We start from the raw sequence: 14,890 nt of genomic DNA, 5'->3' as shown, positions 1-14,890 counted from the left end.
CCCGAGCACTTGTGATTTTCCTTCAACTTTCCCGCGCAAGCCCTTACAACGACTCCCGCAAGAGGCCACGCAGCAGCAGACGAGGTATAACCGCATGCCATCGCTCGACATTCTCCTCACCTTCTTCGTCACCACGGCGATCTTCGCCTATATCCCGGGCCCGGCCATGCTCTACGCCGCCGCGCAAACCGTGGCCCGCGGCCGCTCTGCCGGAATGATGGCCTCGCTTGGCATTCATCTCGGCTGTTACGTGCACGTCATTGCCGCGGCTGCCGGCCTTTCGATCCTGTTTCATGCGGTGCCGACGCTGTATCTGGCAGTGAAGCTTGCCGGGGCCGCCTATCTCGTCTGGCTCGGCTTCACGCTGATCCGTACCAAGGCGACGGGCGACGGCAGCCTGCCCCTGACCGAGGCGAAATCGGCACGCCGCGCCTTCTTCGAGAGCATCACTGTCGAAGTACTGAACCCGAAGACCGCGATCTTCTTCGTCGCCTTCCTGCCGCAGTTCACCGATGCGTCTGCCGCCTTCCCGATCTGGGTGCAGTTCCTGCTGCTCGGCGCCCTCGCCAATCTGATGTTCTCCTCGGCCGATATCGTCTGCGTGTTCCTCGCCGGCGCCGTCGTCTCACGGATGCGCCGCTCCGGCAGGGCGCAGCGCCTGATGCAGCGCGCCGGCGGCACAGTGCTGATCGGGCTTGGCGCCCACCTCGCCTGGCAGCGGACCTGATGCCCGTCCGTTGAGCCGGCGCAGCGCCAGCCGATTGGCGCTGGCCGACTGGTGCTGCGCCGGGTGGCTCGCCATGCCCCGGTTGCACCGGCGCAAGTTGCCGCTATCATGCCCTTGAGGGCCATCGAGGGATACGCGCATGGGAGAAGGCGGCCAGGGAATTCGCACCACCGGCGCGGATGTGCTTGTCGATACGCTGCTTGCAAACGGCGTCGACGTCTGCTTCGCCAATCCCGGCACCTCGGAAATGCACTTCGTCGCGGCACTCGACCGCAAGCCGGAACTGCGCTGCATCCTCGGCCTCAGCGAAGGCCTCGTGACCGGCGCCGCCGATGGCTATGCGCGCATGGCCGGGCGCCCGGCAGCGACCCTTCTGCACACCGGCCCTGGCCTTTCCAACGGCCTTGCCAACCTGCACAACGCCCGCCGCGCCCGGGCGGCTGTCGTCAACATCGTTGGCGACCACGCCTCCCATCACCTCCCGCTCGACGCACCGCTGACGACCGACATCGAGAGCTTGGCCGCGCCGATGTCGAACTGGGTCCGGCGCGTGAAGGATCCGGCTGACGTCGGCCCCACCGTTGCCGCCGCCGTTCAGGCCGCGCTGACGCCGCCGGGTGTCGCCACCATGATCCTGCCCGCCGACGCCGCCTGGGGAACGCTTGCCCTTGCCACCGCGCCACAAAAGGCGCCCATCGAAGCGCCGCGGCCGGCCAGCGCCGAGACGGTGCGCGAAGTGGCCCGCCTGATACGTTCGAATCCTCAAGGGGTCGCCATGGTCGTCAGCGGCGCTGCGGCGCAGGCCGATGGCCTTGCCGTTGCCGGGCGGATCGCGGCTGCGTGCGGCATCCAGCTTTTCAACGAGGTTCTGGTCGCCCACACCCAGCGCGGCCGCGGACGGGTCGCGCCGGCGCGCATCCCCTACCCGATCGACATGGCGCTCGCCACGCTCAAGGACGTCCGCGTTCTCATCCTTGTCGGCGCGCCCGAGCCGGTCGCCTTCTTCGCCTATCCCGGCATGCCGGGCCGGCTGGTGCCGGAGGGCTGCACGGTCGCAACCCTTGCCCGCCATGGCGAAGACCTGAAGGCGACACTGGAGGCGCTTGGTGACGAACTCGGCGTCAGCCCGACCGGGCCGCTGCCAACGGCAGGCACCCCCACCGACACCGGCGAGCCCTCGGGCCCGCTCACCGAAGACGCGATCGCCGTCATCGTCGCGCACAAGGTGCCGGAGGACGCAATCGTCTGCGACGAAGGGGTCACCTCGGCGCGGCGCTTCTTTGCCCTGTCCGCCTTCTCCGCACCGCACGACCTCATCATGCAAACCGGCGGCGCGATCGGCGACGGTATCCCGCTTGCGACCGGCGCGGCCATCGCCTGCCCCGATCGGAAAGTGATCTGCCTGCAGGCCGACGGCAGCGCAATGTACAACATTCAAGGCTTGTGGACCCAGGCGCGCGAAAACCTCGACATCGTCACCGTCATCTTCTCCAACCGCACCTATGCCATCCTGCATGCCGAGATGCGCAATGTCGGCGTCGGGGAGATCGGCACCAATGCGCGGCAGATGCTGAACCTCGACAACCCCGCGCTCGACTGGGTGTCGCTTGCCCGCGGCCTTGGCGTCGAAGCTGCCGTTGCCACTTCCTGCGAGGCCTTCGCCGCGCTCTTTTCCGCAGCGCTGTCGCGGCGCGGACCGTTCCTGATCGAGGCGCGCCTGGCGTGAGTTTCGGCGCCGTTTTCGCAGTCCTTGGGACGGCGATTGGCGAGCAGCCGCGGTACCCCAGATCGCCTGGAAAAGGACCGTCCAGCACCCGATAATCACAGGGTAAGATATTGATATAAATATGATTTTTACAAAGATTCGGGCGCAAACTTGCGCCTGCGGACTTCTCGCTTATATTAGCGACGCCCTAGGTTCGCACTCATCTGCCTTGAGTCGCATTTCAGTTTTGGGCCCCCTTCAACCGGCAGCGTTCTTTGCCGGTGGACCAACGAAGGAGACACTTCATGTCCTTTAAGAAAGACCTAACCAAGGCTCCAGGCGCATCTCTGTCCCGCGTCAAAATCGGAGCCGCCATCAAGCGTTCGCGTGAAACCGCCGGTTATTCGGTTGACGATCTGTCGGTCACGACAGGCCTGACGGAAATTGAAATATCCAAGATCGAGCTCGGCGCCGATACCGATCCCGCCAAGCTGCAGCGCATCGCCGCCGCACTGCAGGTCTCGCCGCAGACCTTCACCTGAAAAGCGGGGGCGGTGCGCGACAGATACGCGTACCGCCGCCTGACCTCCCCTGCCACCGCTGTCTGGCGTGTTTCCTTTACCCCGTAGCCGATTAAAGGACAAAAGCATGCAGGATTTCAAAGTTCTGCAGCGACCTTCGCCCGTCTGACAAGACGCCCGGCGCTGTCGGGCGCGATGCGGGAGGCCAAGCCAGACTTCTCCCGACAGCAATCACACAAATGCACGGCCGCCAAAGCGGTTGCGCTGTCGGCTGACCCATGCGCCATATTCAGTCTCCATTGGCAGGGACCGAGCGTTCAATAGAAAGAAAAATAGCGGCACGAAAACCCGCATTTTCAGGCCTTTGACAAGGCTTATACAAGGACGGGAAAATAGATAATTTAATATTTTCATTGAGTTTCAAAAAGTATCGTCTATATATCAACTCATCGAATATTGCTTGTGACCTTTGACACAGCGCTCATGCGCGGCCAGATCTCCTCTCAAATATCGATCACCGCCAGAGAAATATTTTCTGGCAAACTCCACGATTGAAAGGAAATCGTCATGGCTTCGGGCACTGTAAAGTGGTTCAACAGCACCAAGGGCTTCGGCTTTATTCAACCGGATGATGGCAGCACCGACGTGTTCGTCCATATCTCCGCAGTAGAACGCGCTGGTCTGCGCTCGCTCGCCGACGGTCAGAAGGTGACCTTCGACGTCGTCGCCGACCGCAAGTCGGGCAAGAGCTCGGCCGACAATCTGCGCGCCGAATAATTTGTCATTCGCCCTTCTCTGACCACGGATGTACTGGCAGGAAAGGCTTGAATGACGGGAAGAGGTCGGGGAACAACCCGGCCTTTTTGCATCTTTGGCCCCTTCACTTCCGATATGGAGCTCGTCATGAGCCGCACGGCCTGCGAGATCGGCGACAGGGTCAAACTGAGGGCATCCGCCACACAGTCGGCCTTGATCAGCCCCTTCGGCGTCATCGTCGGCCTTTTGCCCACGGAAGATCGCGGCGAGCCCCGCTTTCGCGTACGGGTCGACGGTGAGACATTTGAACGCTCGGTCCTTGCGACCGACATAGAACACGCCGAGACCGCCACACCGGACCCCGCTCAGGCGGAAGCTACCGGCCCCTGGCTCAAGAAACTGAGCGCCAAGCGCGGCAGATAGGCGCATGCGCCTCGCCCGCGCTGCAATCGACAACAGGAGAACATGTTTTGCAGGTACTCGTTAGAGACAACAACATCGACCAGGCTTTGCGCATTCTGAAGAAGAAGATGCAGCGCGAAGGGCTTTTCCGCGAGTTCAAGGCCCGCAGCAGCTATGAAAAGCCGTCGGAAAAGCGCGTGCGGGAAAAGGCGGAAGCCGTCCGACGCCAGCGCAAGCTGGCGCGCAAGAAGCTGCAGCGCGAAGGCCTGCTGCCCAGCCCCAAGAAGGCGGCGCGCACGCGCTGACCCCTCTGGGTCGGCAGCACCCGCCCGTTTCAGGAGACAGGTCATGACGCCCAACGCTAACGCAGCATTCAAGCCGGCCAAGACCTCCGCGAGCGACAAGGCGGCCGCAACCGATCATACGGCGAGAGCCATCGTTGCGGCTGAAAAGATCGCCCGCGACAAGAAGACCGAAAAGCTCAAGGCGCAACGCCTTGAGCGCGCCGCCGCCGAACCGGCCGCGGAGGTGTCCGCAAGCAAGCCGACCCGGAAATCGCGCCGGTCCTGACTGACACAGAAACACACACCCTCCTGGCCGCCGGCAACGGGCGTCACCCTGAGGTCATCCCAGCACGGTCCACCCGAGACGGAAAGACGCTCCGGGGGTAGAATTCCTGGAAGAGCGCCTTGCGCGCTCGCACGCATGCGCCACGCAAACGACAGTTCCCATCAACAGGAGGGGCCTATGTCATCCGCAGAGCAGCATCCACTGATTCCCTCGGACCTTGCCATGCTCGACGGCGTGCTGCGGCGCGCGGGCTTTCACCAACATGTCGACCTTGATGACCAGGAAAGCCTCCGTCTTGCCGCCGTCTTTCTGATCGGCAGGTTCCAGGCGGGCGTTATCACCGCCGATGCCCTGCTTTGCGAGCTTCAGGGCCGGAGCGGGCAGCGCACTCCGCGTCAGATTGAAACCGCAAATCTCGAACAGTGGGAGAACGATGGCGGCGCGCCGCAAAGGCGCAGCGCCGTTACCCGCTACACCGGCGCCCGACGCCTCCCCTGGCCGGAGGCCATGCCGCCCCGGGACCTTGCCTCGTTTGCTCGCAAAGGCCCCAAATCGGGATGAGGCTTGTGTGCTGGAACGCAAAAGGGTGCCGCCAAGGGGATCTTCCTTGTGCCGGACACTTTTGAGGCGCATGGTTTGACGATCGACACGGGCCGACTTGGCTTATCGCGGTGTGAGGGGCTCTCGAGCCGCCATATCCTCCTTTATCGACAGCAGCGCATGCGCGCGTTCGCGCCAAGGCGAGCCGCCGTCTGGCCAATTTCGCGGGCTGGGTAGCCATTGTCGTCACTGCCGAATTGCGGGCACCGCATTTCGCTCGAACGAACGGCGACGAGCCGCCGCTTACTCACGATTGGACGAACCCATGTTCCACACGCTGACACACAGACTTCGCCGATACGACTATACCCTGGCGGCAATCAAGGCGTCACTCGTCCTGTCCCTGCTCTTCGTCGCGTTCGTGACGCTAAGCGGCCTCTTGTGGTGACGGCCGCCGCAAATCCATGATGTTCCGTGAGATGACACGCAGCCATCCGCGACGGAGTGCTTCCCCATATTGCGCCGACGTGGCGATCGGGGGCAAATTGCCTCACGATTCTCCCTGAGCTCCGTCACACCGGGGCACCCATCGGCATCGCGCCCGCAACGGAACATCTCATGCCACTTCACCTCGAAACTCCGCTGATCGAATCCCTGCCGCTGGGTCTTGCCTCGGGCCGCTCAATCTTTCTGAAGATGGACGCGCTGCAGCCACCGGGTTCGTTCAAGATCCGCGGCGTCGGCGCTGCCTGCGAGCACCACGCGCGCGCCGGCAAGCGGCGCTTCGTCTCCTCCTCCGGCGGCAATGCCGGCATGGCGGTCGCCTATGCCGGGCGCATGCTTTCGATCCCTGTATCCGTCTTCGTTCCCGAAACGACGACCGAGCGCGCGAAGGGCCTGATCCGCCAGCAGGGCGCCGACGTCATCGTGCACGGCGCCGGCTGGGATGAGGCGAATGCAGCCGCCCTCGCCTCCCTCGATGCCGACACCGCCTTCATCCATCCCTTCGACGACCCGCTGCTGTGGACCGGTCACGCGACGATGATCGACGAGGTCGCGCGATCCGGCCTCGCCTTCGATGCCGTGGTGCTGTCGGTCGGCGGCGGCGGACTGTTTGCCGGCGTTGCCGAGGGGCTCGCGCGCAACGGGCTTGGCCACGTGCCGATCCTTGCCGTCGAGACCGAAGGCACCGCTTCGCTGGCCGCCTCGATGGACGCGGGCACGCTGACGGAACTCCCCTCCGTCAGCGGCATCGCAACGTCGCTCGCCGCCCGCAAGGTCAGCGAGCGCGCCTTCGAGCTGAGCCAGACGCGCCCGGTCGAGAGCGTCGTCGTCAGCGACACGGACGCCGCGCAAGCCTGCATCCGCTTCCTCGACGACCACCGCGTGCTGGTCGAGCCCGCCTGCGGCGCCGCCCTCGCCGTCGCCTACGCCCACGCCGACCGGCTGGCGCGCTTCGAGCGCATCCTGATGATCGTCTGCGGCGGCGCGACGACCACAGTCGAGCGGCTGCAGGCCTGGCAGGAGTTTTGAACCTCCTGGCCGCCATCGCGGAGACCGTCGACCAAGCCGCTGGCGGCAACCTCAAGAGGTAACGGCAGCGTCGATAAATGCCATCAGCATGCGAGGAATCCTGGATGAGGCATCGATCAAGAACGACAAGTCGGCGTCGCTTCCCTTGCCGGCCGCGATGCGGTCCGCAGCCTCCTTCGCCTCTACCGTGAGCGCCAGTAGCTGCACCAGAAGATCGTTCTGCGTGAGGAGCGGATCGGTGAACAACTGCGTTTGAACCAGCCAGGCGAGCGTCTTGGCGCTGATCTTTTTCGAAAAGCGCTTGTTTTTCGTCAGCAGTGTCAGCGAGTCGATAGCGGTTTTGTAGCTGGAAGCCGCTGATTTCATTGCCTCAAGCAGCTGCTCGTTTCCGCCCGAGACGATCGCCACCAGTGCTTTGCCTACCTGGCAATTGCCTTCCGCAAGGCCGCTGGTCGCTTTCCCGATCTCATTTCCTTCGTCGACCTTCCGCGCTTCCTCCTGGAACTTTTCGCGCTTGAACCCGATCAGGTCAAACTGGTCCTTCGCCGGCTCCTCTTTGGCGGCGTCCTGCGTGGCTTCCTGTGCGAGGGCAAACCGAGGATCCGGCAACGCGTTTAAGGTCATAGAGAGCAAGAACGTCACGCAGCACAGCGACCACGCTCTTCTGGAGCTACGAGTCCTCGACATCATTCCTCTCCCTCAAGAAGCTGGACGGAATTACTGGGTGTTTTTCTGACAAATGCTTCGTGTGTCCGCGAGCGGATCGTCGTCGCCTTTATAGAAGTTCTTGTCCTTCAACGGTCCGCAATATCTGTCGATGAACTCCTGCCATCCCTTCACAAAGCCGCCGTCCTCATGGAGGTCGTTGGCGATCACAAATGCGCTGTTGAAATCAAACAATCTGTTTGTCACTTCGCCCGCGGGCGCCGATGCGGTCTCTGTAAGCTTGTTTGCCACCAGAATCTGGACCTCATACCGGTTCTTCGCATCCAGTTGATCGCCTGCCACTTTGGTGGAGCACATCGTCAATCCCGTCGCGAGGCAGGCGGCAACCGCGGATATGGCGGCAGTCACGGTCGCCGCCTTCACATGCCACATGGATGGCTTGGCCTCGGCCAGCTCGGCTTGGGTGGCGCTCAGCTGGGAACGGAGCGGGCCCAGCTGCTTCAGCTCGTCTTCCGCAGCGAACAATTGATCGAGCGTGTCGGCCGCAACCGTTTCGCCTGCCGCGCTCGGCTGGACATCCAGTTTGTACTTGGCAACAAGCGCCCTGACCTCGCCTTCAACGCGAGTTGCCGCGTATTCCCTGATCGGTACGCGTGGCATCTGCCCTGCCCCCAGGATGTAGCAAATCACCCCACCCAACATATCAGCACTACCGAATATTCACAATTCCTAATTGACTTCTGCTGATTTTGCACGCCGCAGGCAGGAACGGGGCCATGGTGCGCGCGCCCTGCACGTGAACGGCCGTAGCGTCGATGGACCAAGGATCGTCATGGTCGACTGCCCCAGGAGGCGCAGTCGGCTGCGAGGGGACCCTTGCTTCACCAAACGAAAAAAGCCGGAGCTTGCGCCCCGGCTTTCCTCATTCAACCGTTCGATAAGGCTTAGTTCTTCGCCTTGTCGACCAGCTTGTTCTTGCCGATCCAGGGCATCATGCCGCGGAGCTTGGCGCCGACTTCTTCGATCTGGTGGCTGTCGTTGACGCGGCGGATGCCCTTGAAGCGAGCCGCACCCGACTTGTATTCCTGCATCCACTCGGAGGTGAACTTGCCGGTCTGGATGTCCTTGAGGACGCGCTTCATTTCGGCCTTGGTTTCTTCGGTGATGATGCGCGGACCCGTGACGTATTCGCCCCACTCGGCCGTGTTCGAGATCGAGTAGTTCATGTTGGCGATGCCGCCTTCATAGATCAGGTCGACGATCAGCTTTACTTCGTGCAGGCACTCGAAATAGGCCATTTCCGGGGCGTAGCCGCCTTCGACCAGCGTTTCGAAACCGGCGCGGATGAGCTCGACGAGACCGCCGCACAGAACGACCTGTTCACCGAAGAGGTCGGTTTCGCACTCTTCCTTGAAGTTGGTCTCGATGATGCCCGAACGGCCGCCGCCGACGCCGCAGGCGTAGGAGAGAGCGAGGTCAAGGGCGTTGCCCGAAGCGTCCTGGTGAACGGCAACGAGGCAGGGAACGCCGCCGCCCTTCTGGTATTCGCCGCGAACCGTGTGGCCGGGGCCCTTCGGCGCGATCATGACGACGTCGAGCGAAGCCTTCGGCTCGATCAGGCCGAAGTGAACGTTGAGGCCGTGGGCGAAAGCGATCGCAGCGCCGTCACGGATGTTGCCGGCGATTTCGGCCTTGTAGATTTCGGCCTGGAGTTCGTCCGGGGTCGCCATCATGATGAGGTCGGCCCACTTGGCGGCTTCTGCTACCGAGAGAACCTGGAGACCGTCGGCCTCGACCTTGGCAGCCGTTGCCGAACCCGGCTTCAGAGCGATGCGGATTTCCTTGGCGCCGGAATCCTTGAGGTTCAGCGCATGGGCGCGGCCCTGGCTGCCGTAGCCGACGATGGCGACCTTCTTCGACTTGATCAGGTTGATATCGGCATCACGATCGTAATAGACGCGCATTGTTGTGGTCCTTCCCGTTGTTTGTCAGTTGCTTCCGCTGCATTACCCGGGAGCTCCGGAGCCCTGCAGCAATTCCTGGTGTCGCAGCGACCTTTGCGCTTCTTTCGAAGCGCGGCGCTGTGACTTTTCTTTGCCGCAGCGACCTTTACGCTTCTTTCGAAGCGCGACGCTGCGGGCCGTTACCTTTTCGTGCCGTAAAGCGAAAGGAAGGCGGATACCGCCTGCTCCGCCTTGCGGCCAAAACTTTGTCTCATCTCGCCGGCCTCTTCGCCGAGCAGCATCTTCAGATGCCAGTCGGAGACGATCAGCCCATAAAGCGCGCCATAGGCCTCGTCGGCATCGTCGAACGTCAAGAGGCCTGCCTTGCGGCCGGCTTCGAGCAGCGCTGCGGCCCGGCGGCCGATCTGCCGACGCCCGCGTTCCTGCAGCATGTGGCCGAGCTTGGAGCCGTCGCGGCTCGCCTGGCCGATCGCCAGACGGTTGAGCGCCAGCGACACGTCACCGGCGAGAACCTCAAGCAGATCCTTGGCAAAAACGATCAGATGCCGCTGCAGGCTCTCGGCATCGAGCGCGCGGGCGGCAACGTCCTGCGTGCGCACCTTGCTCGCCTGGAAGCCGATCATCGCCGAAATCAGCCCGTCGCGATCGCCGAACCACTTGTAGAGGCTTTCCTTGGAGCAATTGGCAGCACGCGCGATGCCGGCCGTCGTCAGCGCCTTTTCGCCGCCGTCGACGAGAAGTCGCAATGCCTGCTCGAGAACGGCGCCCTGACGTTCCGTCAGCCCCTCCCCGGCATTCGCCTCTCTCATCGCCACAGTCATCTGCACGCTGCCTCGCCCTCGATCAGTACCGTACGGTACGGTTCGCATTCTTCTAGTGAAGCCTCTCCAGAGCGTCAAGACGATTCTTGCAAAGGGGCGAAATTTCGACGGTGACGGCGCAGAAGCAGCGCCATAGGGTGCGAACCGACGGAATGGAGGTCGACCTGCCCTCGTCAGACGCAGGTGTTTGATCGTGGCGCGGTCGACCACGCGATCGATGGAATGGAGTCCAACGCATGCAGCAGCCGGCCCTCGGTATCCTGATTGGAGGAAGCTCGCATGTCGGGAAGTCGACACTCGCCAGGGCTCTCGCAAGTTCGCTCGGGCGGGAGCTGATCTCGACGGACGATCTGGGCCGCCATCCCGGCAGGCCCTGGCCGTCGGTTCGTCCTCAGGTCGCCGAGTACTATGCAAGCCTGACCGACGAGACCATCCATTGGTTCCTGAAGGTGCACCACGAAAACATGTGGCCGCGCATCCGCCAGATCATCGAAAGCCGCCTGGAACACGCTCAACCCTTCGTGCTTGAAGGTGCCGCGCTCCGGCCGGAATATATGGCTCAACTCGAACAAGAGGACATCCTCCCCCTGTTTCTCTACGCGGATGACGCTTTCCTACGCCGGCGCATGCTGGAAGAATCTCGGCGCGCAGATGCTGACGAGACGAAGGCCGCGATCATCGACAAGTTCATCGAGCGCTCGATCCGCGAAAACAGAGAGATGCTGGAGGCTGCCGGAGCCGCCGACATCCGGTGTATCGATGGCGCGGCGCCCGGGACGCTCGACGCCTTGGTGAAAGAGTTTTCGGCGGCCTGATCACCGAGGTCGGCCAACCGAACGTTACATGCGCCGCACCGGCTCCATTCCAAGAAGCTCCAGACATTTCCCGATGACCCTTGCGACCAGCCTGCATGTGGCAAGCCGACCCAACGGATCGTCTGCCTTCAGCACCGGGCAATCCGCGTAGAAGCGGCTGAACGCATCTGCCACCTGGTAGGCCCGGTCGGCGATCTCGAAGGATTCGAGCTGTTGCGCCGCCTGCGAAAGCGCATGCGGATACCAGAGACATTCCATCAGCACGGCCCGCTCGGACGGATGGCTGATCGAGACCATCTCGGCTGGAACCATGCCCGCCTCCTCGGCCTTGTCCAGGATCGATGAGATCCGGGCGTAGGCATATTGAAGATACGGACCCGTCCGCCCCTCGAAGGAGGTCATCCTGTCGATGTCAAAAACATAACCTGTGTTTCGGGGCGTGGAGAGGTCGGTAAACTTCAGGGCGCCGAGACCGACGGCCGTGGCCGCCTCGCCGTCAGTCACCTTTTCCGACGACTTGGCAAGCGCCAGATCGATCATGTCGCCGAGCGATGCGGCCGACCCGTCGCGGGTCTTGAAGGGCTTGCCGTCGCTGCCACGAACGGTGCCGAAGGTCGCGTGCCGCAGTTCGACGCCATCGGCATAACCTGCCGTCCGCGCCGCCGAAAACACGCTGGCAATATGCAGCGCCTGCCGGTCGTCGGTGCAATAGACGATCTGCTCTGCACCGAGATCGCGCACCCGCTGGCGCAGCGTCGCGAGATCCGTCGTGCCGTAAAGCGCAGCGCCGTCGCTCTTCTGAAGAAGCAGAGGTGGTGCATTGTTTGGAAGTCCGTCACCGGCGACATCGATGACAAGAGCACCGTCGCTCTCTCGAGCGAGCTTGCGGGCAACGAGGTCGGCAAGCATGGGCGCGACTTCTGCATGCGCATCGCTTTCCCCTTTGAACAGGTCGAAATGCGCCCCTAGCACTTGTGCTGTAGCCGAGATCGCGACCAGGGAAATGGCCCGCATGCGCCCCCAGGCCGCGGTCAGGAGTGGATCTCCGTCCTGCAGTCTCGTGGTCAGCATCCGCGCCTGCGCAAGCGACGTTTCGTCCTCGCAGGCCGCATTGCCCGACCTGTAGAGAATGCCAAGTTCATCGACGGTCATGGCATCGAATGCGCGGGGATCGATGAAGGGCGCGGGATCGCCGACTTTCCATCCGGCGGCCAGGGCCGCACCCAACAGAAGCTTGCCCATCTGCAGGCCCCAGTCGCCGAGATGGATATCGGACAGCACGTCGTGGCCGATCTCAAGCAGGATGCGCCGCAGGCTTTCGCCGATGACGAAGGAACGCAGGTGCCCGACATGCAACGCCTTGGCGACGTTGGGTCCGCCGAAATCGATCATGGTGCGCAGCGGCTGCACCTTCTCGGCGGCAAGCGACCCATCGGCCAGCATCGCCGTCGCCTCCGCGGCAACCGCCGCATCCGTCAGCCGGACGTTGATGAAACCCGGCCCGGCGACGGACACCTCCGCGAATTCTTCGCCGCGCGCCGCCTCGGCAACCTCAGCGGCAAGTTCGCGCGGATTCCGGCCGGCGGATTTTGCCAACCGCATCATGTCGTTGCATTGGAGATCGCCGAACTCGGGCCGTGTCGACCGGGCGATGGAGGGTTCGGCTTTAAGGCCGTTCAGTTCATAGGCGCGAGCAAGGGCTGCGAGTGCTGCCGATTTGACGGACATGGATCATTTCCTGAAATTGCATGAAAAGGAGCGCAAAAGCGTTGAGAGCTTCAGCGTCGTCGTTCTGCAATTTTCGGAACCATGTTCATGGCAAACCTCGAGATTGGAGCCCTTCAATAGTCCGTTCGGTGACCGCTGGCAATGTTATGATCGCCTGCGCCGTCACTACGATGGTGTGGCTCAGAAGGGGCCCTTCTTCCGCCTGGCGGCACCCACTCGCCCAACAAGGCCCGCCCGATTTCCCGCTAATCGCGGACCCCGTTCGCGGTGCCGGCAGCATGGCACGTCACCTATCCCCGCCCGCGGGGAGAGGGTTATTCCTCGGGTTAAACCCGATGAGCGGGGCAATGCCTCTGGACACGCGAACACCGCGCCTCAACCAACACCTACTTCCACCCCCGAACCGCCTCTTCGATGAAAGCCGCGACCGCCGCCACGCTCGGCACGCGCGCCCGTTCCGGGTGCATCATCAGATAGACCGGGCGCTCGGCGGCCGCCCCCGGTTCGTCCACCGCCTCGAAACGCGGATCGCGTGAGGCCGAAACCTCCGGCAGCATCAGTTCGGCGCCGAGCGAAAGGGCCGCCTCCATCAGGATCTCCAGCTTGTCGGCCGTCAGCGCCACGCGGGCATCCGGTCTGAGCCGGTCAAGCGCCTGCATCTCCGGCACATGGGCGAGTGCCGGGCCGTAGCGCACGACCGGGCATGGGCCTTCTCCCTGCCCCCTCGGCCGGAACAGGCGGAAACGCAGCGTGCCGAGGCTCTTCACCCGCACACTGTCTTCGCCGGTGCGGGCCATGCGGATGGCGATGTCGGCCTCGCGCCGCTCGATGCTCAGCATCTGGTTGTCGGCAACGAGATCGAGGGTGAGGCCCGGATGGCGCTGTTCGAGGCGGGCAAGCGCCGGCGCCAGGATGGCGCTCAAGACGAAGCCGATGCTGGTCACCCGTACCTGGCCCTGCAGTTCCGCCGTGCGCCGCAGCAGCGTCGCCAGCGACAGCGACGCCTCCTCCGAGATCGTCCGAAGCCGCTCGACGACGGGGGAAAGCACCGGCGTCGGCGTCAGCCGGCCGTCGATGCGGTCGAAGAGCGCCGCCCCCACCCGCCGCTCCAGCGCCGCAAGCCGGCGCGACACCGTGGTCTGGTCGACACCAAGCGAGCGCGCCGCCTGGCTGAGCGTCGCACCGCGCACCAGATGATCGAGCAGTTCGAGATCCCCCCATCCCCCTGCATTCATGCAGATAGTCCTCCGAAAAATTCGGATCACTCTGCGCCAACGCAGCCGCTAAGATCAAGCCCATAGACCGACCGCTTCGACGAACCAACGCCAGGGCTACGGCCCCGAAAACCACCGCCCGGCCAGGGCTGCCTTCCACCAAACACCCTGCACCGTCCGCACAAACAAGGAGCCTTCCCATGTCCGATTCCGCGCCCGCAGCAACCCTTTTCACACTTGCCGGCGTCACGCTCGCCCCGCCGCCGCTTGGCGAAGCGACGCTGGTGCTGATCGACTACCAGAACGAATATCTGGCCGGCCCCGTGCGCCTGGTCGAGCCGGAAGCGGCGATCGAAAAGGCGCGGCAGTTGCTGGTCGCCGCTCGCGCCGCCGGCGCGAAGATCATCCACGTCGCTCATAAGGGGGCCGCCGGCGGCATGTTCGACCGGGGGGCGCACCGCGGCGCGATCGTCGATGCGCTGACGCCAATCGCGGGCGAAGCGGTGGTCGAGAAGATCCGGCCCAACGGCTTTTCGGACACCAACCTTGCCGAAATCATTGGGCCGGCCGGCACGCCGGTGATCTTCGCCGGCTTCATGACCCACAATTGCGTGTCGTCGACGGCCCGCGCGGCCAAGGACCTCGGCTACGGCATCACCATCGCAGCCGATGCCTGCACCACACGCGACCTGCCATCGGCAAGCGGCACCATCTCCGCCCGTGCCCTGCATGAGGCCGAACTTGCCGGCCTTGCAGACCACCACGGCGCGGTCGTCAATGTCGCCGCGCTGATTGCGGCACGCAGCTGAGAGACCCGTCGTTCCCTTCGAAAACGGGCGTCCGCAGCTGCGGGCGCCTTTCTCTTGCCATGCAGATGGCGAAGATTACGAAAATATAATGATCTCAATGCTTTTCGCCGGGTCCATTC

The 14,890-nt window shown here is 63.4% G+C and carries 18 protein-coding genes; 12 read left to right on the top strand and 6 right to left on the bottom strand.

Translation table 11 applies throughout. From position 1 onward, the window contains the following. Positions 1-94 precede the first annotated feature (94 nt). The 10 genes from OVA00_RS26610 (at position 95) to OVA00_RS26565 (ending at position 6,754) form a co-directional block, all read left to right on the top strand. Entirely contained in the window at positions 95-727 is a 633-nt protein-coding gene (locus OVA00_RS26610) for a LysE family translocator (RefSeq protein WP_113294004.1), read from the top strand. 139 nt (positions 728-866) lie between these two features. Beyond that, positions 867-2,453: an acetolactate synthase large subunit gene (locus OVA00_RS26605; protein ID WP_112974877.1), complete on the top strand. Its 1,587-nt coding sequence runs from the start codon at positions 867-869 to the stop codon at positions 2,451-2,453. Positions 2,454-2,737: 284 nt separating this feature from the next. Next, positions 2,738-2,974: a helix-turn-helix domain-containing protein gene (locus OVA00_RS26600; protein WP_034792964.1), complete on the top strand. Its 237-nt coding sequence runs from the start codon at positions 2,738-2,740 to the stop codon at positions 2,972-2,974. Between the two features lie 546 nt (positions 2,975-3,520). Beyond that, a complete protein-coding gene (locus OVA00_RS26595) occupies positions 3,521-3,730 on the top strand; it encodes a cold-shock protein (protein ID WP_034792962.1) in 210 nt (69 codons plus the stop codon). Between the two features lie 126 nt (positions 3,731-3,856). Continuing rightward, positions 3,857-4,132, top strand: a complete 276-nt coding sequence (locus OVA00_RS26590; RefSeq protein WP_060605329.1) for a hypothetical protein — start codon at positions 3,857-3,859, stop codon at positions 4,130-4,132. 47 nt (positions 4,133-4,179) lie between these two features. After that, positions 4,180-4,416, top strand: coding sequence for a 30S ribosomal protein S21 (gene rpsU / locus OVA00_RS26585; protein ID WP_034792958.1), 237 nt, complete (start codon positions 4,180-4,182; stop codon positions 4,414-4,416). Positions 4,417-4,459: 43 nt separating this feature from the next. Continuing rightward, entirely contained in the window at positions 4,460-4,681 is a 222-nt protein-coding gene (locus OVA00_RS26580; RefSeq protein WP_060516031.1) for a hypothetical protein, read from the top strand. A 177-nt stretch (positions 4,682-4,858) separates the two neighbouring features. After that, positions 4,859-5,242 (top strand): hypothetical protein, encoded by a 384-nt coding sequence (locus tag OVA00_RS26575; RefSeq protein ID WP_060516030.1) that lies wholly within the window; start codon positions 4,859-4,861, stop codon positions 5,240-5,242. Between the two features lie 304 nt (positions 5,243-5,546). Beyond that, positions 5,547-5,669: a hypothetical protein gene (locus OVA00_RS26570; RefSeq protein ID WP_255380515.1), complete on the top strand. Its 123-nt coding sequence runs from the start codon at positions 5,547-5,549 to the stop codon at positions 5,667-5,669. 170 nt (positions 5,670-5,839) lie between these two features. Then, positions 5,840-6,754, top strand: coding sequence for a pyridoxal-phosphate dependent enzyme (locus tag OVA00_RS26565; protein ID WP_268089912.1), 915 nt, complete (start codon positions 5,840-5,842; stop codon positions 6,752-6,754). A 51-nt stretch (positions 6,755-6,805) separates the two neighbouring features. Here OVA00_RS26565 and OVA00_RS26560 read toward each other — a convergent pair whose 3' ends face one another. The 4 genes from OVA00_RS26560 to OVA00_RS26545 all read right to left on the bottom strand — a co-directional run bounded on the left by OVA00_RS26560 (position 6,806) and on the right by OVA00_RS26545 (position 10,211). Then, on the bottom strand, positions 6,806-7,396 hold the full coding sequence (locus OVA00_RS26560; RefSeq protein WP_143556316.1) for a hypothetical protein: 591 nt from the start codon (positions 7,394-7,396) through the stop codon (positions 6,806-6,808). 75 nt (positions 7,397-7,471) lie between these two features. Continuing rightward, positions 7,472-8,080 carry a hypothetical protein gene (locus OVA00_RS26555; RefSeq protein ID WP_127889175.1) on the bottom strand — a complete coding sequence of 203 codons (609 nt, stop codon included), beginning with the start codon at positions 8,078-8,080 and terminating at the stop codon, positions 7,472-7,474. A 284-nt stretch (positions 8,081-8,364) separates the two neighbouring features. After that, positions 8,365-9,384 (bottom strand): ketol-acid reductoisomerase, encoded by a 1,020-nt coding sequence (gene ilvC / locus OVA00_RS26550; RefSeq protein ID WP_034792899.1) that lies wholly within the window; start codon positions 9,382-9,384, stop codon positions 8,365-8,367. 179 nt (positions 9,385-9,563) lie between these two features. Beyond that, positions 9,564-10,211: a TetR/AcrR family transcriptional regulator C-terminal domain-containing protein gene (locus OVA00_RS26545; RefSeq protein WP_034792897.1), complete on the bottom strand. Its 648-nt coding sequence runs from the start codon at positions 10,209-10,211 to the stop codon at positions 9,564-9,566. 230 nt (positions 10,212-10,441) lie between these two features. Here OVA00_RS26545 and OVA00_RS26540 point away from each other — a divergent pair, with 230 nt between their 5' ends. Continuing rightward, on the top strand, positions 10,442-11,020 hold the full coding sequence (locus OVA00_RS26540) for an AAA family ATPase (protein ID WP_268089911.1): 579 nt from the start codon (positions 10,442-10,444) through the stop codon (positions 11,018-11,020). A 24-nt stretch (positions 11,021-11,044) separates the two neighbouring features. On the opposite strand, the gene argS is transcribed toward OVA00_RS26540, so the two are convergent. Both argS and OVA00_RS26530 read right to left on the bottom strand, forming a co-directional pair. After that, the gene (gene argS / locus OVA00_RS26535) at positions 11,045-12,748 is read right to left on the bottom strand and encodes an arginine--tRNA ligase (RefSeq protein WP_268089910.1); all 1,704 of its coding nucleotides are present in this window, start codon (positions 12,746-12,748) and stop codon (positions 11,045-11,047) included. Positions 12,749-13,134: 386 nt separating this feature from the next. Next, complete coding sequence (locus tag OVA00_RS26530; RefSeq protein WP_134886375.1) at positions 13,135-13,983, bottom strand: LysR family transcriptional regulator; 849 nt, start codon at positions 13,981-13,983, stop codon at positions 13,135-13,137. Between the two features lie 179 nt (positions 13,984-14,162). Here OVA00_RS26530 and OVA00_RS26525 point away from each other — a divergent pair, with 179 nt between their 5' ends. Further along, positions 14,163-14,771, top strand: a complete 609-nt coding sequence (locus OVA00_RS26525; protein ID WP_060516024.1) for a cysteine hydrolase family protein — start codon at positions 14,163-14,165, stop codon at positions 14,769-14,771. Positions 14,772-14,890 lie beyond the last annotated feature (119 nt).

Origin of the sequence: Ensifer sp. SL37 (genome assembly GCF_026672675.1) — a bacterium.
In the GTDB taxonomy this organism is placed as follows: Bacteria; Pseudomonadota; Alphaproteobacteria; order Rhizobiales; family Rhizobiaceae; genus Ensifer; species Ensifer adhaerens.
This window is presented reverse-complemented; position numbering and strand designations above follow the sequence as displayed.